This window comes from Flavobacterium koreense, from assembly GCF_054776075.1.
In genome coordinates this window covers 343,217-366,759 of record NZ_BAAHCF010000029.1, presented here as the reverse complement: position 1 = coordinate 366,759, position 23,543 = coordinate 343,217, and the positions used below count along the sequence as shown (strand labels likewise).

Genomic DNA, 23,543 nt, shown 5'->3' with positions numbered 1-23,543 from the left:
TATTATGAAAAAAATACTTTTATTAATTATGCTTCTAATCAACTTCTTAGGCTGGTCACAAGAGCAAAAGCCCGAAGAAATCGTTCAAAAACAAGTTGAAGCTTACAACAGCGGAAAGATTGAAGATTTTTTAAGCTTTTATTCAGAAGATGTAAAGATATATACTTATCCAAACAAACTAGAAACAGAAGGAAAAAATGCTATGCGAGAAAGCTATGCTTCCTTTTTTAAAAATGCAAAAAAACTACATTGCACCATTACAAAAAGAATTGTAACCAAAAATATTGTCATTGATGAAGAGAGTATTCTTTATAATGAAACTCAATTTGGTGGTGTAGCTATTTATGAAGTTGAAAATAATAAAATTATAAAAGTTACATTCTTTCAATAGAAGAAACTTTTAAAAAAAAGAATTACTTTAGCACGTTTGCAAAAAAATTAAAATAATTAGAATATGTCAATTAACAATTACGAAAACGAAGACGAAAAAATACACGATAAATTAAAACAAAAAACTTGGAACGAAATTAGAACCAACGACTCATGGGCGATTTTTAAAATCATGTCAGAGTTTGTAAATGGTTATGAATCAATGGCTCGTATTGGTCCTTGCGTTTCTATTTTTGGTTCGGCAAGAACAAAACCTGAGGATAAATATTATTTATTGGCAGAACGAATTGCCTACAAAATCAGTAAAGCTGGTTATGGTGTAATCACTGGTGGTGGACCTGGAATCATGGAAGCTGGAAATAAAGGCGCGCATCGTGGCGAAGGAACTTCAGTAGGTTTAAACATCGAATTACCTTTCGAACAACATTTCAATCCTTATATTGATAAAGACAAAAACTTGAATTTTGATTATTTCTTTGTTCGTAAAGTAATGTTTGTAAAATACTCGCAAGGTTTTGTAGTAATGCCTGGTGGTTTTGGTACATTGGACGAATTATTTGAAGCCGTAACTTTAATTCAAACAAAGAAAATTGGTAAATTTCCAATCATTTTGGTGGGAACAGAATTCTGGTCTGGACTTTTAGATTGGATTAAAAATGTAATGATTGACAAGCAAAAAAATGCCAATCCAGAAGATATGAATCTAATAAAAGTTGTTGATACCGAAGATGAAGTAGTTGAAGCTTTGGATAACTTCTACAAAAAATACAATTTAAGTCCTAATTTTTAAATAATTTCCAGCCACGAATTACACAAATTCTCACAAATTAATTCGTGAATATTTGTGTAATTCGTGGCTCAACTTTTTCCGAACAGATGTTTTTCAACTCGTTACATTTTGCCATTTTTCTTCCAATCGTTTTTATAATGTATTGGTTTGTTGGGCATAAATCTAAAATCAATCAGAATTATATTTTGATTTTGGCGAGTTATTATTTCTATTCATGTTGGGATTGGAGGTTTCTGTTTCTTTTAGTTTTTTCAACATTATTGGACTATGTTTCAGCAATGAAAATTGAAAAAAGTAAAACGCAATCTGAACGAAAAATGTGGCTTTGGCTTTGCATTTCCATCAATTTAGGATTTCTAGGAATATTCAAATATTATAACTTTTTTGCCACTTCATTTGCCGAATTATTGCAAGGTTTTGGTTTGACAGCAAGTCCAATTTTATTAAAACTGATTCTTCCAGTTGGAATATCCTTTTATACTTTTCATGGCTTATCCTACATTATTGATATTTATTATAAACGAATAAAATCAGAAAAGAACTTTGTTGATTATTCCTTATTTGTAAGCTACTTTCCTCTTTTAGTTGCAGGACCAATTGAACGAGCTACTCACCTTTTACCACAAATAAAAGTGAGAAGAAAATTCCAATTTGAAAAAGCCAAAGAAGGAATTTATCAAATCGTTTGGGGTTTAGTAAAGAAAGTTGTTATAGCCGATTCTTGCGCGATTTATGCCAATGAAATTTTTGATAATTATTCAACAATGAATTCTTTATCCTTAATTTTAGGAGCGATTTATTTTTCTTTTCAAATTTATGGTGACTTTTCAGGCTATTCTGATATTGCTTTGGGAACCTCCAAATTATTTGGAATTGACTTATTGAAAAACTTCAATTATCCTTATTTTTCTAGAGATATCGCTGAGTTTTGGCGTCGTTGGCACATTTCTCTTTCGTCATGGTTTAGAGATTATTTATACATTCCTCTTGGCGGAAGCAAAGGCAATAAACTTTTTCAAGTTAGAAATACGTTCATCATCTTTTTAGTTAGTGGTTTTTGGCATGGCGCGAATTGGACCTTCATCGTTTGGGGTTTGATAAACGCTTTGTACTTTTTACCACTTTTATTATTAAATAGAAATCGAAAAAATGTTGATGCGTTTACTTTAGGATTCAATATAGAATCGATTAGAATATTGTTTAATATTACCACAACATTTGCAATTACAGCATTGGCTTGGATATTTTTTAGATCCAAAACTATAACAGATGCGTATAATTATGTTATCCGAATGTTTAGCGATTTACATTTCTCTGAACAATATTTCAGAATCGAACGTTACAGTCACAATTTAATAGCATTAATTTTAGTTTTTATTTTAGTAGAATGGAATAACCGAAATAGAATCGAACCAATTTCTGGTAAGTATAGTTGGTTAAAATTAGGTTTATGCCTAGCAGCAATTGTAGCATTAGGTGTTTTTTCAGATTACAAAGAATTCATTTATTTTCAGTTCTAATGAAACAGTTTATACAATTTCTTTTAAAAGGTTTGGCAATTCTCATTCTTACAATGATATTGCTTGATGTGTTGTATACAACCGTTTACATGCAATCTAAATCTAGAAACAAAATCAGCTACATTTTTAGCTCAAAAGACAAAGATTTTGATGTCGTTTTTCTTGGTTCTTCTAGAGTCAACAATCATTTTGTTCCAAAAATTTTCAACGACCAAGGTTACAAAACTTTTAATTTTGGAATTACACGCTCAAGATTAGAAGAATCGGCATTGATGCTGAAGTTAATGGTTGAAAATAACTATAAAATTGAAAATCTCATTCTTCAAGTTGATTTAAATATCAATACCAACGACCATTCAGAAGCCATTCGTTCCTTGTTTATGCCTTATTTTCATACTTCAAAAACCATTAGAAATCACTATAAAAATATTCCAGAATACAATAAATTACTCTATATACCATTTTACCGATACCTTCATTATGATGCTCGTGTTGGTTTTAGAGAGTTTTATCAAACTGCCATTCAAAAGCCCACTAATTCATTAGATAGAGATGGTTTTTATCCTTTAATGACCGATAAAAGACCAATGGTGGCTGCTGATTTATCTAAATATTACCCAAAGAAAAACAAAGCTTACGAAGAAATTAAAGCCATTTGTAAAGCAAATAACATCAACTTGATTGCCATGACCACGCCAATGTGCATGGAAACTATCAATAGAGATTATTTTAATCATATTAATAAGGTTTATCCAGAAATTCGTAGATTTGAAAATCTCGTAACTGAGGACAAGTATTTTTCTACTTGTGGACACATGAATAAAGGTGGTGCAGAAAAATTTACAAAAGAAGTCTTTAATCTATTATTTAAACCCAAATCTAAACCTTGAAAAAAGTAACCTATATACTCTTTTTATTAAGCTTTTTTGCAGCAGCTCAACATCATTCTAAATTTGTTGTCAATGTTGATCATGAAAAAAAGATGCTTAGCGTCTATCAAGAGTTGACCTATTTCAACCAATCTGCTGACACCATTAAATCCATTATATTAAACGACTGGAATAATGCATACTCTGATAGAAATAGTCCTTTAGGCAAACGATTTTCAGATGAATTTGTAAGAAGCTTTCATTTAGCGTCCGAGAAAGAGCGTGGTGAAACCAAAAATCTTACCATTATAGATGAATCAAAATCACTTCTAACATGGAACAGACCAGAAAATCATCCAGATTTAGTGGATGTTACCTTAAATAGCAACATCTTACCCAATCAAAAAAGAACATTTGTACTCTCCTATTTTTTGAAAATTCCTGATGATAAATTCACACGATACGGATTTAATTCACAAGAAGGAATGGTGCTTAAAAACTGTTTTCTTACACCAGCAGTTTATGAAAACAAATCGTTTAAAAAATATAGTAACTTAAATATTGATGATGCCTCAAATGCAATTTCTGATATTGATTTGCAAATTAATACTAATGACCATCAAGTAGTAAGTGATTTACCTCTAGAAAAGAAAGAGAACAATTCGTTTTACTTTTCGGGAAAAAAATATTCGTATTTCAATTTATATATCGAGAAGAACACCAGCTTTATGAGTTTTAAAAATGGTGATTTAGATATAGTTACAAATATTGAAGACAAAAAAGTAAGCGATATCAACAAAGCCATTATTGTTGATAAAGTGTTAACCCATGTAGAAGCAAATTTAGGAAAATATCAAAAATCTAAAATCACCGTTTCTCAAGTAGATTACGATACCAATCCTTTTTATGGATTAAATCAATTGCCTTCATTTATTAGTCCTTTTCCAGACGAATTTATCTATGAATTAAAGTTCTTAAAGACATTTTTGAACAATTATTTAAAATCTACTTTAAGATTAGACGCTAGAAAAGACAATTGGATTTATGATGCCATCCAAATTCATTACATGATGAAGTACATCGATGAGCATTATCCTGATGCCAAAATGATGGGCTCGGTGGCAAAATTGAAATTGGTAAAAGGTTATCGATTAGTTTCTTTAGATTTCAACGAACAATACAGCTATTTCTATATGTTAATGGCGCGTAAAAATCTAGACCAACCTCTTGGTGATCCAAAAAATACATTGATAAAATTTAATGAGAAAATTGCTTCTAAGTATAGAGCCGGATTAAGTTTTAGATACCTATCTGATTATATTGGTGAGGAAAATTTGAAAAAAAGTATTAGTGAATTTGTCACTTATGCTGAAAAAAACCAAACAGACAGTGGCAAATTTGAAAGCATTATCAAAAACAATAGCCTAAAAAACACCGATTGGTTTTTTAATACTATTATCAATTCCAGAAAAATTGTCGATTATAAATTCGATAATGTTACTAAAACTGGTGATAGTGTTTCTTTTACATTAAAAAACAAAACTGATGTAAATGTTCCGATTCCAGTTTATGGTATTAAAAATAAAAAAGTAGTTTTTAAAGAATGGATTGACAATCCAAGTGTTGATTCAATTTATACTTTTAAAAGAAACAACGCCGATAAAATTGTAATCAACTACAAAAATATAGTACCCGAATTCAATCAGAGAAACAATTGGAAATCGTTAAAACCATTCCGACTTAGCAATCGTCCAATCAAATTTAACTTGATGAAAGACTTGGAAGACCCTAATTACAATCAAGTTTTGTATGTTCCAACTTTGGAATATAATTACTATGATGGTTTCATTCCTGGGCTTAATTTTCATAACAAAACTATTTTGGATAGACCTTTTACTTTCGATGTAAATCCTTCTTTTTCAACCAAAACCAAAGACATTTCCGGTAGTTTTTCTTTTGTTGTAAATCAGTTCAATCGCGATAGTAACTTATTCTTGATGCGCTATGGTTTCAGCGGAAGCACTTTTCATTATGCTCCTGATGCCTATTATCAAAAAGTAAATCCATTCGTGATTTTTCGCTTTAGAGAGGATGATTTAAGAAACAACCAAGGTAGAAGTATTGTTTTAAGACAAGTGTATGTTAATAGAGAGCCAAGCCAGTTTGTAAAAAACACTTTTGAAGGCAACTACTCTATTTTCAATGCGCGTTTTAATAGCAGCAAAATAGAAATCACTAAAGCATTCGCTTATTCTACCGATTTGCAATTGGGTTCTCAATTTGGAAAAACATCGGCAAGTATTACTTTTAGAAGACTTTTTGATAATAACAGACAAGTAAATTTGCGACTTTATGGCGGACTTTTCTTGTACAATAAATCAGAAAGTAATTATTTCAATTTTGCTCTTGATAGACCTACAGATTATCTTTTCGATTATAACTATTTAGGACGTTCTGAAAGTACCGGTTTGTTCAGTCAACAATTTATTGAAGCTGAAGGTGGATTCAAATCCAGACTCTCTAATCCTTTTTCAAATCAATGGATTACAACTCTTAACGGAAGTTTTAACGTATGGAATTGGGTAGAAATTTATGGTGATTTAGGATTTCTAAAAAACAAACAACAAGACGCACGATTTGTCTATGATAGTGGAATTCGCTTGAATCTAGTTACCGATTTCTTCGAACTATACTTTCCAGTTTATTCAAACAATGGTTGGGAAATTTCTCAGCCAAGATATTCTGAAAAAATACGTTTTATTGTAGCTTTTAGTCCAAAATCTTTGGTTGGTTTATTTACTCGAAAATGGTTTTAATTCTTAAAATTTAAATTCATTTTTTAATAATTTACTTTAAAATTTAACATTTTTATAAATATTTCCTATTCAAAGGCTATTATCAAGCATTTTAATTATCAATAATTAAATTATATTTTTTTCACAGAATTACAATTATTACTACTTTTTCATTAAATTTGTTTCAAATGTTTAAATTTTATTTTTTATAAGTAACATATGGTATCGCCTTTTTAATCATTGGTGTTTGTTTGCAACAAACTTCTTGTTAGTGGCGATTTCATAAGAAATTCCTTTTCAGTTATGACCGAAACACAAAACAAAGTCGAAATTACTTTTGAAGATTTTAAAACCGAAGTTTTAAACGATTATAAAATTGCCACTATTAGTAGAGAATGTAGTCTATTAGGTAGACGTGAAGTCCTTACTGGAAAAGCCAAATTTGGTATTTTCGGTGACGGAAAAGAAGTCCCACAATTAGCCTTGGCAAAAGCGTTCAAAAATGGTGATTTTCGTTCTGGATATTATCGTGACCAGACTTTTATGATGGCAATTGGAGCGATGAATATCGAACAATTCTTTGCCGGATTGTATGGTCATACCGACATCAATTTCGATCCTATGAGCGCTGGTCGTCAAATGGGTGGACACTTTGCAACACATTCTTTAGATGGCAAAGGAAATTGGAATAACTTAACCCAACAAAAAAACTCAAGTGCAGATATTTCTCCAACTGCTGGGCAAATGCCAAGATTGTTGGGATTAGCTCAAGCTTCTAAAATTTTCAGAAATGTAAAAGGATTAGAAGACAAAACTAATTTCTCAATCAACGGAAATGAAGTAGCTTGGGGTACTATTGGAAATGCATCAACTTCTGAAGGTTTATTTTTTGAAACAATTAATGCTGCTGGTGTTTTACAAGTACCAATGGTGATGAGCGTTTGGGATGATGAATACGGAATTTCTGTTCATGCAAGACATCAAACAACTAAAGAAAATATATCTGAAATTCTTAAAGGCTTTCAACGTGATGAAGATAATAATGGTTATGAAATTCTTACTGTAAAAGGTTGGGATTATCCAGCTTTAGTAGCCACTTACGAAAAAGCTTCTGCTATTGCTCGTGAAGAACATGTACCTGTTTTAATTCACGTACAAGAGTTAACACAACCACAAGGACATTCAACTTCTGGTAGCCACGAACGTTACAAAAATGCCGAAAGATTAGCTTGGGAAGCTCAGTTTGATTGTTTAGTTCAAATGCGTAATTGGTTAATCGAAAATAATCTTGCAACTACAGAAGAGTTAGATGAAATAGACAATCAAGCTAAAAAAGACGTTCTTGAAGGTAAAAAAGCAGCTTGGACTGCATTTGTAACTCCAATGAAAGAGGAACAAAAAGAATTGGTTGATTTATTAAATTCTATTGCTTCTTCAAGCGAAAACAAAATCTTCATTGAAAAAATTGCTTCTGATTTATCAGCAACTAAAGAGCCAATTCGCAAAGATATTCTTATAACAGCACGAAAAGTTTTAAGAATGATTTTATCTGAAAGTGGTCAACCGCAATTAGCTTCTTGGATTACAAATTATATTGCAAAAATTCAGCCTAAATTCAGTTCGCATTTATTTTCTGAATCCGATAAAAACATTTTAACTTCAACTGAGGTGGCTCCTACTTATGATGCTGCTGCAGAAGAAGTTGATGCTCGTTTGGTTTTAAGAGATAACTTCGATGCCATTTTTACTAAATATCCTGAAACCTTAATTTTTGGAGAAGATTCTGGGAACATTGGTGACGTTAATCAAGGTTTGGAAGGAATGCAAGAAAAATATGGTGAACTTCGTGTTGCCGATGTAGGAATTCGTGAAGCAACCATTCTTGGGCAAGGAATTGGAATGGCTATGCGTGGTTTGCGTCCTATTGCTGAAATTCAATATTTAGACTATTTATTGTATGCCATTCAAATTATGAGTGATGATTTAGCAACATTACAATATAGAACTGCTGGAAGACAAAAAGCACCATTAATCATCAGAACTCGTGGTCACCGTTTAGAAGGTGTTTGGCATTCAGGTTCACCAATGGGAATGATTATCAATGCAATCCGTGGAATTCATGTTTTAGTTCCTAGAAATATGACTAAAGCTGCAGGATTTTACAATACTTTACTTGAAAAAGACGAACCAGCTTTAGTAGTAGAATGTCTAAATGGTTACCGTTTGAAAGAAAAAATGCCAACCAATTTAGGTGAATTCAAAACTCCTATTGGTGTTGTAGAAACCATAAAAGAAGGAAGTAACATTACCTTAGTGTCTTATGGTTCAACTTTAAGATTAGTTGAACAAGCTGCGAAAGAATTAGAAACTGTTGGAATAAGTGCAGAAATCATTGATATTCAATCGTTATTACCATTTGATATCAATCACGATATTGTAAAAAGTGTTGCCAAAACGAATCGTTTGTTAGTAATTGATGAAGACGTTCCTGGTGGAGCAAGTGCTTATATCTTACAAGAAATTGTAGAAGTTCAAAATGCTTATCAACATTTAGATAGTGCACCTCAAACATTAGCGTCAAAACCACATCGTCCTGCTTATGGAACTGATGGCGATTATTTCTCTAAACCTTCGGTTGAAGATATTTTTGAGAAAGTTTATGCTATTATGCACGAAGCAAAACCAAAAACTTTTCCAAGTTTATACTAAACTCTAAAACCACATATAAAAAAAGACCTTTGCAATTACAAAGGTCTTTTTTATTCTAATAAAGTTGATTTCTAGAAAACGAACATCGCTCTTTCGCTCATCATTTCGTTAACCTCATCGGCAACTTGCTCAATAATTTCTTCGTTAGTGTGATTCATCAAAACTCTATCGATAAATTCAACGACAGTTTCCATATCTTCTTCAACTAAACCTCTTGTAGTAATTGCTGGTGTTCCAATACGAATTCCAGAAGTTACAAAAGGTGATTTATCATCAAATGGAACCATGTTTTTATTCACCGTAATTTCTGCTTTTACTAACGCATTTTCAGCTTCTTTACCAGTAATATTTTTATTTCTTAAGTCAATCAACATCATATGGTTATCTGTTCCACCAGAAATTAAATTATAACCTCTTTTGTTGAAAGCTTCTGCCATTGCTTTGGCATTTTTCTGAACTTGCATCGCATATCTAAAGAATTCATCTGTAAGACATTCTCCAAAAGCAACCGCTTTAGCAGCAATAATATGCATCAAAGGACCACCTTGATTTCCTGGAAAAACTGACATGTCCAAAATATGTGACATCATTCTAATTTCACCTTTTGGAGTAGTTAACCCCCAAGGATTTTCAAAATCTTTACCCATCATAATCATTCCACCACGAGGTCCGCGTAATGTTTTGTGAGTTGTAGTTGTTACAATGTGACAATGCGGAATTGGATCGTTCATCAATCCTTTAGCAATTAATCCAGCTGGATGCGAAATATCAGCTAAAAGCAAAGCTCCAACGCTATCTGCAATAACTCTAAAACGCTCAAAATCCATATCACGACAGTAAGCAGATGCTCCTGCAATAATCATTTTTGGTTGCTCTTTAGTTGCTATCGCCTGAATTTTATCATAATCAAATTGTCCAGTTTCTGGCTCAACTCCATAAAAGGAAGGTGTATACAATTTACCAGAAAAATTCACAGGAGAACCATGAGTTAAATGTCCACCATGAGACAAATCAAAACCTAATATTTTATCGCCTGGTTGAAGACAAGCTGCAAAAACTGCAGTATTTGCTTGAGAACCAGAGTGTGGTTGCACATTTACATATTCTGCTCCAAACAATTGTTTAGCTCTATCAATGGCTATTTGCTCAACAATGTCAACAACTTCACAACCTCCATAATATCTTTTTCCTGGATATCCTTCAGCATATTTATTGGTTAGACATGAACCTGCAGCTTCCATTACTTGGTCACTAACAAAGTTTTCAGAGGCAATAAGCTCTATTCCATGTATTTGTCTGTCTTGTTCGTCAAGAATTAAATCGAAAATTTGTTCGTCGCGTTGCATTTATTTTGGATTTTTGTTAAAAACTCCTCAAAATTACGAAATATGTTTGTCAAATAAATCTTAAATGATATATTTGATTACAAATTTTTCAACAACAAATCAACAAATATATTATGCCGCATTTTGCTAATAATCCTGCTAAAAAATCTTGGTTAGAAGTTTCTAAAGATTCTGATTTTCCAATTCAAAATATACCTTTTGGAGTTTTTATAACTAAAGACGATGTGATCACTATTGGAACAAGAATTGGTGATAGCGCTATTGATATGGGAGCTTTACAACAATTAGGCTACTTTGAAGGTATCGAACTAACAGACGATATGTTCATGCAAGATACACTTAATGATTTTATATCTGATGGTAAAAAAACTTGGCGATTAGTTAGAAATAGGCTTTCTGATTTATTTGATGAAAACAATCCTAAACTTAGAGATAATAAAGAACATCGTGATATAGTTATCTTCAAAATTAATGAAATCGAGATGCTTTTACCTGTTCAAATTGGTGATTATACCGATTTTTACTCTAGCAAAGAACATGCAACCAATGTTGGTAAAATGTTTCGTGATCCTGAAAATGCTTTGTTACCTAATTGGCTTCACATTCCGGTAGGATATCATGGTAGAAGTTCTACGATTGTTCCATCTGGAATTCCAGTGCACAGACCAATGGGACAAACATTACCAAATGGTCAATCAACACCAGTATTTGGTCCATCACAAGCTATAGATTTTGAATTAGAAACGGCTTTTATCACTACCGATGCCAATATTATGGGAGAAAATATTCCAGTAAACGAAACCGAAGATTATATTTTCGGAATGGTTTTATTGAACGATTGGAGCGCAAGAGATATGCAAAAATGGGAATATGTGCCACTTGGGCCTTTCTTAGCTAAAAACTTTGCTTCTTCAATTTCACCTTGGATTGTAACAATGGATGCTTTAGAACCATTCAGAACTAAAGGTCCAAAACAAGAACCAACACCACTTCCCTATTTGCAACAAAAAGGAAAGCATGCTTACGACATTAACTTAGAAGTATACATAAAACCCGAAAATGTTGAAGAAACATTAGTTTCAAAATCAAATTTCAAATACATGTATTGGTCTATGAGTCAACAATTGGCGCATCATACTTCTAATGGTTGTAGAGTAAATTCTGGTGATATGATGGGCTCTGGAACTATATCTGGACCAACAGAAGATAGTTATGGTTCCATGTTAGAATTGACTTGGAGTGGAAAAAACCCAATCAAAATGAAAGATGGTAGCGAGCGTAAGTTTATCAACGATAATGATACTGTTATTATGAAAGGACATTGTCAAAATAGTTCAGTACGTATTGGTTTTGGAGAAGTTTCTAGCAAATTATTACCACCATTCGTCAGAAAATAATAAACTTTTATTTTTGGCTTACTTTTTGGATTGTTCCAATTAGTAACTCTAAAATTATATACCATGAAGAAAATTACATTGCTCCTAACCTTTTTTGTTCTTATCACTTCATGTGGTGTAAGACAAACTAGAGAATCATTAACTTCTGGCGATTATGATAGTGCTATCCAAAATGCTGTAGAAGGATTAAGAAACCGAAAAGAAGCAAAAGGCAAACAAGATTACATTTATCTACTTGAAGAAGCTTTTGCAAAAGCTAAAGAACGTGATTTGCAAAACATCAACCTATGGTTTAAAGATGCAAGTCCAAGTAATACCGAGAAAATTTATACTACCTATCTTCAATTGAACAACCGTCAAGAGTTGATAAAACCTCTTTTGCCATTGCGATTGATGAAAGAAGGTCGCAATGCCATTTTTCCATTTGAAGATTATTCTGATCAGATTGTAAATAGTAAAAACGCACTTGCCAAACACCTTTACGATAATTCTAAAGCACTTTTAGCGACAAAAGACAAAATGAGTTTCCGTCGTGCTTATGACGATTTGATTTACTTAAATACGCTTTCACCAAATTTTAAAGATGTAAATGCGCTAATAAACGAAGCTCAAATTAAAGGAACCGATTACGTTAGCGTTTTTACCAAAAACGAAACCAATATGGTTATTCCTGTTCGTTTACAAAATGATTTGTTAGACTTCAGTACTTTTGGTTTAAACGACAAATGGACGGTTTATCATAGCAATAAAGTAAAAGGAATCACTTATGATTATGGTTTAATTGTAAACTTTCGTCAAATAAATATCTCGCCAGAACAAGTTAAAGAAAAAGAATTCCAAAAGGAACGACAAGTAAAAGATGGTACAAAACCACTTTTAGATGCCAACGGAAATCCAGTAAAAGACGAAAAAGGCAACCCAATTCGTGTAGATAATTTTAAAACAGTAAGAGCAACTGTTTATGAATTTAGACAATTCAAATCTACTCAAGTTGTTGCTAAAGTTGATTATATAGATTTTAGAAACAATCAATTAATTGAAACGTTTCCATTGTCAAGCGAGTTTGTTTTCGAACATATTTACGCAAGATACAATGGAGATAGAAACGCTTGCGACGAAAGCTATATCAGCTACTTTGACCAAAGAGCCGTGCCTTTTCCAAGTAATGAACAAATGGTTTATGATTCTGGAGAAGACTTGAAAGCCAAACTGAAAGATATTATCGTTAGAAATAAATTTAGAAGATAATTTTCAGATTGCAGATATAAAAAAACGCATTTGGATTTAATTTCAAATGCGTTTTTCTATTTATGTTGTGAATCGTTCTAAAAATTTAGCATCGATATCATCATGAGAAGTTGAAAAAATAGCCTTTCCATTTCTAATTAACAAGATTTGTGGCGATTGGTGAAACACATCAAATCGATTGGCAATTTCATTAGAAACATCACGATGATTTAATAAATCTAAGAAATAAGGTGTGATTTTTTCTTCCAAATCAAATTCGTTTTCAAATTGCTTTAAAGCAAAACGACTAATACTACAACGTGTACTGTGTTTGAAAATCAAAACTGCTTTTTCATTGGACAAATCAACAATTTCATTTAACTGACCTAAATCGGTTAATTGTCTCCACTCTATTTTTGAGGATTGGTTTCCTTCCTCTGAAGAGCCAAATATATTTTTAAATAAACTCATAATATCTAACTAATTATAACACTATTAATTTTTCATTTTTCATAATTTCTAGTGCCTTTTTAGTTGCACTATCACCATTACTTAATGAACCTGGAAGCAATATGAATCGCTTTTTAATTTTTCCTTTCTCATCTTCAAAAAATACTTCAAATCTAGAACGTGTTACTCCTTTAGTTCCGTTAATAAATTTGACTTCTTTTATTTTACTTCGTTCAATTATTGGCGTAGCAGAATTATTTATACTTCTAAAAATTCCTGAAATTAAAAATACTGCTAATCCTAAATAAAATACAGCTGGAACAAATTCATCCTTTTGAAATTTTGAATAAGAGGAATAAAGTAAATAAATTGAAATCAAAGAATATAAAATTAGAATTCTAGAAATTCCATTTCCATTAACAGCTTTTGATAAATTTCCAATCACACCATCTCTTGTCAAAACAATTTTATCAGGCAAAACATGGCAATAGCCTGATTTTGTTTTAAATTTATTTTCACTCATTATTTACTTCTCTTTATGCTTTATATATAAAAAAATCAACTAATCTAAAGCATCCAATTGCTTTTGCAAAAGTAAGGCATCTTTCTCCAAATGATTAGAATTTAAAAAATAAATCAATTCAGTAAAGCGTTTTTTATCATCATATTTCAAATTCCAAGATAATTTTTTCAAACATTCTGAGCATAATGCATTTGGTTTTGTATCAGATTCTGGCAAATGATTTACACCATTCATTAAACAAACGGCATGCTTACAATGATTTATTGTAAACATGTGCCCAATTTCATGAACCGCAGTTTTAGCAATTCTATTTAAACAAAGTGTATAATCATTATCCGTTAAAAACCTGTTGAATGAAGAAACTCCAGTTCGTTTTTGATAACTTGCTAAACCAAAAACATAATTCCAATCTTCACTCGGATACAAATCTTTTGCAGTGATTGCCATAACTACAATACCATCATCAGGCATTTTCTTTGGTAAAACCTTATGCGTTATATAGCTTGCATCAAATTGCTCAACACCACTATTTAGTCTCTTTTTATCACTTGGAATAGCATCCTCAGGAATTAAAGGCAACATTGTAGTTTTCAGTTGAAAAAACTTACCCACATATTCAACTGTTTTGTCAACTATAATCTTTTCTTCTGAAGTAAAATTTCCAATAGGCTGAATATAAATTACTTTTCGTTTTTCTGAAATTGTTACAGGATCAATTTGAGTATATTTTTCAAAACTTTGCCCAGATTCACTATGCTCTGCAAGCCATTCGCCTGGATTTGGAACACTTAATTTGACATCTAAATCAGCTAAATTATCTAATGGACTCTTTGGCGTTTCTTTTTTACAAGAAATTAAAAAAACTAAAATTAATACTAAAGAAAGTCGTTTCATGGCTACGTTTTTCTTAATAACTAAATAATTCAAAAATTAGTATCAAAAAAACAGAAGAATTGTCATTTACTAAGACAAATTGTCGTAACTTTAATAGTGTTTGACGCTCAAAATCAGTCATTTTGTCCTAAAATTAGGATTGGAACACATATTGACGAAATCCTAACAAATAAGTAATTCAACAACAAAAAATAAACAAGAACAACAAAAATATGAACATCAATAAATTCACAATCAAATCGCAAGAAGCTTTGCAACAAGCACAGCAAATTGCACAAAGTTTTGGGCAACAACAACTCGAAAACGAACACATTTTCAAAGGCATTTTAGAAGTCGATGAAAATGTAACGCCTTTTATTTTGAAAAAACTCAACGTTAATGTGGAGCTTTTCAAAAAAGTATTAGACAGCACGATTCAAAGTTTTCCGAAAGTTTCTGGTGGCGACATTATGTTTTCTCGTGATGCTTCCACAACTGTAAACGAAGCCGAAATCATTGCCAAAAAAATGAACGACGAATTCGTTTCTATCGAACATTTAATTTTAGCTATTTTCAAATCAAAAAGTAAAGTCGCACAGATTTTAAAAGATCAAGGTGTTACTGAAAAAGGTTTGCAAGCCGCAATTGATGAAATGCGTAAAGGCGAACGAGTAACTTCTGCATCTGCCGAAGAAACTTACAATTCTTTGAACAAATATGCCAAAAACCTCAACGAATTAGCTAAAAGCGGTAAACTCGATCCTGTAATTGGTCGTGATGAAGAAATTCGAAGAGTTTTACAAATCTTAACGCGTCGTACCAAAAACAATCCGATGTTGGTTGGTGAACCTGGTGTTGGTAAAACAGCCATTGCAGAAGGTTTAGCACACCGAATTGTAGATGGTGATGTTCCAGAAAATCTAAAAGATAAAATCGTTTATTCGTTAGATATGGGCGCATTGATTGCTGGTGCAAAATACAAAGGAGAATTTGAAGAACGATTAAAAGCGGTTGTAAAAGAAGTTACTTCTGCCGAAGGTGATATAGTGCTTTTCATTGACGAAATCCATACTTTGGTTGGTGCTGGCGGTGGCGAAGGTGCGATGGATGCAGCTAACATCTTAAAACCTGCTTTAGCTCGTGGAGAATTGCGTGCAATTGGAGCAACAACATTAGACGAATACCAAAAATATTTCGAGAAAGACAAAGCATTAGAACGTCGTTTCCAAAAAGTAATGGTCGATGAACCTGATACCGAAAGTGCGATTTCGATTTTGCGTGGTATCAAAGAAAAATATGAAACCCACCACAAGGTGCGAATCAAAGACGATGCAATTATTGCAGCTGTGGAATTATCGCAACGTTATATTACCAATCGTTTTCTTCCAGATAAAGCCATTGACTTGATGGACGAAGCAGCTTCTAAATTGCGTATGGAAATCAATTCAAAACCTGAAGAATTGGATGTTTTGGATAGAAAAATCATGCAATTGGAAATCGAAATGGAAGCGATTAAACGTGAAAATGACGAAACCAAATTGAAAGGTTTGGGAATGGATTTAGCAAACTTAAAAGAAGAGCGCAACGAAATCTTCACCAAATGGAAATCAGAGAAAGATGTGGTGGATAATATTCAAGCAGTAAAACTTGAGATTGAAGATTTCAAAACAGAAGCTGAACAAGCCGAACGTAATGGCGATTACGGAAAAGTAGCCGAAATCCGTTATGGAAAAATTAAAGACGCTCAAGAACGTTTGGATGCTTTGCAAACACAATTAGCCGAAAACCAAGCAGGAACTTCGTTAATCAAAGAAGAAGTAACTCGCGAAGATATTGCAGAAGTCGTAGCAAAATGGACTGGAATTCCAGTAATGAAAATGTTGCAAGGTGAAAGAGAAAAACTCCTGAAACTAGAAGACGAATTGCACCACAGAGTTGTAGGTCAAGAAGAAGCAATTGAAGCTGTGAGTGATGCTGTGAGAAGAAGTCGTGCCGGATTACAAGACATGAAAAAACCAATTGGTTCGTTCTTATTCTTAGGAACAACAGGTGTAGGAAAAACCGAATTAGCCAAAGCGTTAGCCGAATATCTATTTGACGATGAAAACGCAATGACTCGTATTGATATGAGCGAATACCAAGAACGTCATTCGGTGAGTAGATTAGTTGGTGCACCTCCAGGATATGTAGGTTATGATGAAGGTGGTCAATTGACCGAAGCAGTTAGAAGAAAACCGTATTCTGTAATCCTTTTGGACGAAATTGAAAAAGCGCATCCTGATACGTTCAATATCTTATTACAAGTTTTGGACGAAGGACGATTGACTGACAACAAAGGTCGTGTGGCGGATTTCAAAAACACAATTATCATTATGACTTCCAATATGGGAAGTGCCATTATACAAGATAAATTTGATAACTTAAAAGGAAATATCGAAGCCGTAACCGAAGCTGCCAAAGTAGAAGTTTTAGGTTTATTAAAACAAACGGTAAGACCAGAATTTATCAACAGAATAGACGAAATTGTAATGTTTACGCCATTAACAAGTGCAAACATCAAACAAATTGTTGGATTGCAATTGAAAAGCGTTACCAAAATGTTAGCACACCAAAATATCACGATGGATGCAACTCCAGAAGCGATTGATTATTTAGCACAAAAAGGTTACGATCCACAATATGGAGCACGACCTGTGAAAAGAGTCATTCAAAGAGAAGTTTTAAATCAATTGAGTAAAGAGATTTTGGCAGGAAAAGTTACTACAGATAGTATCATTTTGCTAGATGCTTTTGACGGACAATTGGTATTTAGAAATCAAAGCGAGTTGGTGAGTTAACCGCAAATTCGCAAATTAAAATAAAGTTTTCTTTATAAGTATTTGGTTGGTTTTAGTTGGATTAGACCTAATGGGATTTAAAACCTGTTAGGTCTTTTCTGTTATGCTCCATTAAAACACAAAAGTCACAAAAGAAAAAACATTGAGTAACTCTGTGCCAAACTTAGTGTAACTCTGTGCTACAAAACAAAAAATCCGCGTAAATCTGCGTTTGCATCGCATCCGTTTCATCCGCGTTCTAATTTAAACACAAAAGTCATAAAAGAAAAAACATTGAGTAACTCTGTGCCAAACTTCGTGTAACTCTGTGTTAAAAAAACCGCCACAGATTCACAGATTACTCTATGAAAACTATTTAGAGCAAAGCGACTTTATGTTCAAAACAAATCTATGTTTCTATGTGGTTTAAAAAACTTCACATTTAATTGCCTTTCAAAGCTTTCTATTTTTTTTATTATCTTTGGGAAACCAACCTTCTCAATATGACCATACAACCAGCCAACGCAACCGACCACGAACACTTAACCCAAATCACTAAAAAGTCGAAAGCCTTTTGGGGTTACTCCGAAGATTTACTTTTGGTTTGGGATGATGCGCTTACTATTACGCAAGAGTACATCAATACACATCCTGTTTATACTTTTGCTGTTGACGATAAAATTGTGGGCTATTACTCTTATATTTTGGAAGACGAACACAACATCAAACTCGATAATTTGTTTCTTCTACCACAATACATTGGCAAAGGTATGGGCAGTTATCTAATGACAGATTTCTTAAAGCGCATCCAAAACCAAAATTATAAAAGAGTGTACCTAGACTCTGAACCCTACGCAGAAGGATTTTATAAAAAACACGGATTTCAAACGATTGGTAAACTAGAAACTGCGGTGAAAGATAGGTTTATGCCAGTAATGGAATTGGGATTGTGAGGTTAACACAAATTCAAAATCAATTACCTAAAACTTAAAAAACTTTAAAACTTGTAATTTTATTTAGAAATGATTAGAACTTTTGAATTTGCAAATCGGAAGAAAAAATCAATTTCAGCTTTGAACGAGATTTTTTTATACATATAAATCTTCAAAAGTACCTCTTTCACATTAAAAATACATTATTCAAACATTTATAAAACAACAAATATAACGCCTCTAACCTATTGATTATTAACGAATAGATAATTTAAAAATTGATTTAAAACATCAAAGTCATTCTAACTTTGACAAAGTATTAATCAAAACCTTTTCATCATGAAAAAAATTATCTTTTATGCGTTAACGCTAACCGTTTTCGTCTTCGGACAAACCTTTGCTCAATCGTTAGCAGAACAGAATTTGAACTCCGCAATACAATCGGCAGAAAACGTGCAACAAGAAGTTGTTGTTGCTAGAAAAGCGGTAAATCAGTTAGTAAAACAATTAACGGTTTTAAACAATCCAAATGCGCCTTTATTTGAAACTAAAATGAATTATCATGTGAATTCCGTTTTAAATAATTCAGATGATATTCAATACTTTGTTGGGCTGGCTCAAAGCAATTCTACAATTCCTTTCTCTTCAACTTCTATTGTAAATAATGCTAATGAATTGGTAAACCAAAATGATATCATTATGGGTTTGACTTCTCAAATAACAACAGCAATCAATGCAAATAATTATACTTTGGCATTGACTTATGTTCAACCAATCCGTAGTGCATTGACAAGACAGTACAATAAATCTGGGGCAATTATTACAAACATTGAGTCTATAAAAATTAGCATCAAAACTTATAATGTTTGCCTTTATCTAGTAGATTCGCAAGGAAATCAAGCTATTGATGGTGGTTTTGGAGCGCAAAACACAGCAACTGGAGAATATTTTTATCCTGGAGATCCAAATGCTCAAGATTATGGTTATGGAAACTGTTTTGTGAATCTACCAGCTGGAACTTATAATTTCTTCTCGTTTCCATCACAAGGAAGTGTTTGCGGTACAGGAAGCCAAACAGTAACTCTTACAACAAGTTTAGTAAATTCAAATAATGTTGTAGAAATTACATTGACGACTTGGTGTGAATAATTGAAAGTAGTAGTAGTTTATAGTTAGTTGATTGAAACAGAGATTGCATTTTGTGGTCTCTGTTTTTTCATTTAAAAATCATCAATTACTAAATCCGATAGCGCAGATTTATAATCCGTGCACAAAATCTAAATAAAAAACTACAACCTAAAAACTTGTAGTTTTTTTATACTTTTACTTCAAATATTTACAATGAAAAAACATAATTTACTCTTGTTGCTGTTGTTTTTCGCAATAGAAATTTCAGCTCAATCGGATGTTGTAGCAATAAATAGAGACTCCATTTTTTACAGAAATGAAAATGGCTTTATTATTAAATGCCACAGATCTAAAGCTGAGGCATTTGCTATTGCAGAAGCAATGAATCCAAATCTTTATGTTCATAAGATTTATTATTTGCATGCAGAAAATTTGATGGCTGCCTATGAAGTATATGATAAAAAAAGTGCTAATAAGAATGTAAGCGCAACCTTACCAATTAAAAACGGAAAGTATGAAGAATGGTACTTAAGTGGTGAGAAAAAAGTTACGTGTTTTTATACTGAAAATAACCTCAATGGTGAATTCAAAGTTTTCTACAGAAACGGCAATTTGAAAAGATTGGAACTATGGAAAAATGGTGAATGGCAAAATGGTGAATGTTATGACGAACAAGGAAATAAAACAGAATATTGCTCTTATCAAGAAATGGCAGAATATATAGGAGGCGTAACCGAATTATACAAATTTATAGGTCAAACATTAGTTTATCCAAAAGATGCCATGAGAGATGAAATTCAAGGTGTCGTTTATGTGAGTTTTATAATTGATACCGATGGTTCTGTAACAAATGCAAAAATCATTAAAAGTATCCAAAAGCAATTGGATGATGAAGCCTTAAGAATTGTTAACCAAATGCCGAAATGGAAACCTGGTAAGTTTGAAGGTAAACTTGTCAAAACAGAATTTGCATTGCCAGTAAATTTTAAATTAGAGTGATAGAACCAGATAGTACATTCTATGATAAAAAACCAAAAACTGCAACCTAAAAACTTGCAGTTTTTTTTATACTTTTACTTTTTTGTAAAACTCATGAAACCTATCATCTTATTCTACTTTCTGCTTTTTTCTGTGTTTAGTTTTGGGCAATTTCAATCGCCTGAAGCCAAAATTGATTTGCCAAAAATAAAATTTCCAGAATACATTTTAGATTACCCAAAGTCGCTCAATAAAAAACTTAAAAAATCCATAATTGACAACACAACTAAAGAATATGATGAAAATGGGAATATTATTAAAGAAACTGTAATTGAAGATAATACTAACAAGATTACCACTTTTGATTATAAAAAAAATGTGCTAATAAAAAAAGAAACTACAACAACATCTGATGAAGAAAAGATAAAACGCGCCAACGAAAGAGCTATGCAAGAAAGTGAAAGGTTAAATTATAGTGAAGTAGCTGTTCAAGATGTAATCAATTCTAAAAACATTTATTTAGCAAAACTTGATAGAAAAAAACGTGTTGATTATTTTAGTACTATTTCTGAAAATAAAAAAAGTAATGGCACTTATACAAGAAATGTTATTGATTCAGAGGTGCTTTATGAAAAAAATCAAATTGTAGAAATAAAATCTAAAAATCAAATAGAGAAGTTTTTTTATGATAAAAATCTGTTGCTTAAAAAAGAAACAACACGTACTCAAGGTGAATCGAAAGAGGTAAAAAGTGAAGAATGTGTCTATGATACAAACAAAAATTTGATTGCTATCTATTTAAAAACAATCAATATCTTCAAAGATAAAATCACTTATGATAATTATTCTGTAAAAGATTCTGCTGTTTACAACGAGAACAATAAATTGATATGGCAAGGCAATAAAAAACGATTTACCACTTATAAATATGATAAAAACAATAATGTAACAGAACAGTTTCAGTATTACTATGGCAAAGAATATTTGAAAGAAGAATTGGAGTATGAAAACAATCAAATTGTAAAATACACTCGTACAATTTACATTGAAAAGAAAGATAAAGAGATAGAAAAAAGTGTTTCGATTACCACTTACAAATATGATGAAACTAGACTCATAGAACATTTTATAACAAATTTAAAAACCGACTATGAAAAGCAAAGTATATATGAATATGATGATCAAAAGCGATTGAAAAAAATTATAGATTCAATTCGGTATTCAAAAAAAAGTAATCGCATAGAACATTCCGAAACCATCTTTAATTATACACCAAACGCTTTGCAAGTGACCGAAAAATATGGAAATGTAAAGAAATATGAATTCTATTAACATGAAAAAATCATTTCTATTTTTAGCAATTCTTTTGATAACGTTTTTCAGTTTTTCACAACAAATAAACGAATATCGACCTATTTCTGAAATGAATAGTGACGAAAAAGAAATGTATGACATTTTACAAAAGTCCGTTATGGCTTTGCTCAACAACAAACCAACAGCCAAACTTTTTCCTGTTTTCAAAATAAAAGATGAAAAAAAAGTATTTGTTTTTAGTTCTTTAATTTATGACGAACCCAACTTTGAAACTCATGATGAAGGTTCGAGTTCTGCAACCTACACTGTGTCTTTGCATTTTACAAAAAGGAAAGAACCAAACGAAAATGAAGTTACAGAAGCAAGCGGAAATAGTTATGGAACAGGAAGTTATAATGGTGAGAGAACTAAAAAAACTCCCATTGAATATTATTTATCTGTAGAATATTCTAAATCAAGTAATTCTTTTCAAGATAGAACTCTTTTAAGTGTAAAAAAAGACAAACCTTATTTCGACAACAAATTTACGAGAGTCAAATTATGGAAGTCAAATGGTGGTAATTTTGTCAATCCGTTGATTTACAAGATTGATAAATCAGATTATGTTAGTTACGTTGATAGCGAAATTGCTATTTACAAAAAAGATAGTTTGTTTGGAATCATAAATAACAAAAACAAAATTGTGTTTCCTTTTAAATACAAAAGTTTGAGAATGTATAAAATGGGAATTTTAGTTCAAGAGGATAAAACCTGTTATTTTATTGATAAAAAAGGAAAAAAGATAAGTCCTAATTATGACAAAGTTGAAGTCAATTTCAATCAATATTTTGACTCTGTTTTAGATTATTTCAAAGTGAAAATTGGAGAAAAATACACCTTGGTCAATGATAATTTCGAAGAAAAACTTCCTTTGATTTATGATAAAATCTCCTTCTTTCCTTACAAAAATATTCTCGATAGATTGATGTTAGAAAGAGATGGGAAAAAAGTGATTTTTGACATTGCAAAATGGGAAGAAACCACTATGATTTTCGAGGAAATTCAGGTTCTAGATGATAAAGAAATGATCGTTAAAGAAAATGGTAAATCGGGAGTTGTAGATTATGCCGGAACTGTAATTTTACCATTAGAATATGACGTCATCAATTATACCGAAAATTATACAAAAGAAGATGGTTTTGTATTGATACTAACTAAAAATAATAAATCAGCACTTTATCAAAATCTGAAGTTTTACACTGAATTTATTTACGATTCGATGACAAATTTTCATAGTTCCATAAAAATTGAAAAAGATAAAAAATATGGTTTAATGAATGCTAAAGGAAAAATAATACTTCCTATAGAATATGATAGTATAGAATATAATAGGAAAATAAAAAAGATTGAAGCAACAAAGAATTCGGTAATAGAAAATTTTGATTTCAAAGAACTATATAAAAAGTAACAAAATCAGACTAAAAAGATACTTAAAGATTTTTTGTAT

Annotated in this window: 18 protein-coding genes; 14 read left to right on the top strand and 4 right to left on the bottom strand. The window is 31.7% G+C overall.

Features of this window, described 5'->3' with window-relative positions; genetic code table 11:
* The first annotated feature begins 4 nt into the window (after positions 1-4).
* The 6 genes from ACYU7A_RS09875 (at position 5) to ACYU7A_RS09850 (ending at position 9,073) form a co-directional block, all read left to right on the top strand.
* Positions 5-391, top strand: a complete 387-nt coding sequence (locus tag ACYU7A_RS09875) for a nuclear transport factor 2 family protein (RefSeq protein ID WP_460576169.1) — start codon at positions 5-7, stop codon at positions 389-391.
* 63 nt (positions 392-454) lie between these two features.
* Positions 455-1,180, top strand: coding sequence for an LOG family protein (locus tag ACYU7A_RS09870; protein ID WP_460576167.1), 726 nt, complete (start codon positions 455-457; stop codon positions 1,178-1,180).
* A gap of 86 nt (positions 1,181-1,266) precedes the next feature.
* The gene (locus ACYU7A_RS09865) at positions 1,267-2,700 is read left to right on the top strand and encodes an MBOAT family O-acyltransferase (protein WP_460576165.1); all 1,434 of its coding nucleotides are present in this window, start codon (positions 1,267-1,269) and stop codon (positions 2,698-2,700) included.
* Positions 2,700-3,590 (top strand): hypothetical protein, encoded by an 891-nt coding sequence (locus tag ACYU7A_RS09860; RefSeq protein WP_460576163.1) that lies wholly within the window; start codon positions 2,700-2,702, stop codon positions 3,588-3,590. The genes ACYU7A_RS09865 and ACYU7A_RS09860 overlap by 1 nt, the downstream gene beginning before the upstream one ends.
* Positions 3,587-6,385, top strand: a complete 2,799-nt coding sequence (locus ACYU7A_RS09855; RefSeq protein ID WP_460576161.1) for a gluzincin family metallopeptidase — start codon at positions 3,587-3,589, stop codon at positions 6,383-6,385. Before ACYU7A_RS09860 ends, ACYU7A_RS09855 begins: the two co-directional genes overlap by 4 nt.
* Positions 6,386-6,667: 282 nt before the next feature.
* On the top strand, positions 6,668-9,073 hold the full coding sequence (locus tag ACYU7A_RS09850; RefSeq protein ID WP_460576159.1) for an alpha-ketoacid dehydrogenase subunit alpha/beta: 2,406 nt from the start codon (positions 6,668-6,670) through the stop codon (positions 9,071-9,073).
* A 71-nt stretch (positions 9,074-9,144) separates the two neighbouring features.
* Here ACYU7A_RS09850 and glyA read toward each other — a convergent pair whose 3' ends face one another.
* Complete coding sequence (gene glyA / locus ACYU7A_RS09845) at positions 9,145-10,419, bottom strand: serine hydroxymethyltransferase (protein WP_460576157.1); 1,275 nt, start codon at positions 10,417-10,419, stop codon at positions 9,145-9,147.
* 113 nt (positions 10,420-10,532) lie between these two features.
* On the opposite strand from glyA, the gene fahA reads away from it, so the two are divergent.
* Positions 10,533-11,816, top strand: a complete 1,284-nt coding sequence (gene fahA, locus ACYU7A_RS09840; RefSeq protein ID WP_298305988.1) for a fumarylacetoacetase — start codon at positions 10,533-10,535, stop codon at positions 11,814-11,816.
* A 63-nt stretch (positions 11,817-11,879) separates the two neighbouring features.
* The gene (locus ACYU7A_RS09835; RefSeq protein WP_460576154.1) at positions 11,880-13,064 is read left to right on the top strand and encodes a hypothetical protein; all 1,185 of its coding nucleotides are present in this window, start codon (positions 11,880-11,882) and stop codon (positions 13,062-13,064) included.
* Between the two features lie 60 nt (positions 13,065-13,124).
* On the opposite strand, the gene ytxJ is transcribed toward ACYU7A_RS09835, so the two are convergent.
* Genes ytxJ through ACYU7A_RS09820 form a run of 3 tightly spaced genes read right to left on the bottom strand, consistent with a single transcriptional unit; the run spans position 13,125 to position 14,910 of the window.
* A complete protein-coding gene (gene ytxJ, locus ACYU7A_RS09830) occupies positions 13,125-13,514 on the bottom strand; it encodes a bacillithiol system redox-active protein YtxJ (RefSeq protein WP_460576152.1) in 390 nt (129 codons plus the stop codon).
* A 13-nt stretch (positions 13,515-13,527) separates the two neighbouring features.
* Complete coding sequence (locus ACYU7A_RS09825) at positions 13,528-14,016, bottom strand: phosphoribosylaminoimidazolesuccinocarboxamide synthase (protein ID WP_460576150.1); 489 nt, start codon at positions 14,014-14,016, stop codon at positions 13,528-13,530.
* 39 nt (positions 14,017-14,055) lie between these two features.
* Positions 14,056-14,910 carry an archaemetzincin gene (locus ACYU7A_RS09820; protein ID WP_460576148.1) on the bottom strand — a complete coding sequence of 285 codons (855 nt, stop codon included), beginning with the start codon at positions 14,908-14,910 and terminating at the stop codon, positions 14,056-14,058.
* 212 nt (positions 14,911-15,122) lie between these two features.
* Here ACYU7A_RS09820 and clpB point away from each other — a divergent pair, with 212 nt between their 5' ends.
* From clpB to ACYU7A_RS09790, 6 genes are all read left to right on the top strand, one after another.
* Positions 15,123-17,726 carry an ATP-dependent chaperone ClpB gene (gene clpB, locus ACYU7A_RS09815; protein WP_460576146.1) on the top strand — a complete coding sequence of 868 codons (2,604 nt, stop codon included), beginning with the start codon at positions 15,123-15,125 and terminating at the stop codon, positions 17,724-17,726.
* Positions 17,727-18,208: 482 nt separating this feature from the next.
* Complete coding sequence (locus ACYU7A_RS09810) at positions 18,209-18,658, top strand: GNAT family N-acetyltransferase (RefSeq protein WP_460576144.1); 450 nt, start codon at positions 18,209-18,211, stop codon at positions 18,656-18,658.
* A gap of 318 nt (positions 18,659-18,976) precedes the next feature.
* Positions 18,977-19,786 (top strand): hypothetical protein, encoded by an 810-nt coding sequence (locus ACYU7A_RS09805; protein ID WP_460576143.1) that lies wholly within the window; start codon positions 18,977-18,979, stop codon positions 19,784-19,786.
* Between the two features lie 192 nt (positions 19,787-19,978).
* Positions 19,979-20,764 carry a TonB family protein gene (locus tag ACYU7A_RS09800; protein WP_460576141.1) on the top strand — a complete coding sequence of 262 codons (786 nt, stop codon included), beginning with the start codon at positions 19,979-19,981 and terminating at the stop codon, positions 20,762-20,764.
* A 93-nt stretch (positions 20,765-20,857) separates the two neighbouring features.
* Positions 20,858-22,075 (top strand): hypothetical protein, encoded by a 1,218-nt coding sequence (locus ACYU7A_RS09795; protein WP_460576139.1) that lies wholly within the window; start codon positions 20,858-20,860, stop codon positions 22,073-22,075.
* Position 22,076: 1 nt separating this feature from the next.
* Positions 22,077-23,504, top strand: a complete 1,428-nt coding sequence (locus ACYU7A_RS09790; RefSeq protein ID WP_460576137.1) for a WG repeat-containing protein — start codon at positions 22,077-22,079, stop codon at positions 23,502-23,504.
* Positions 23,505-23,543: the final 39 nt, after the last annotated feature.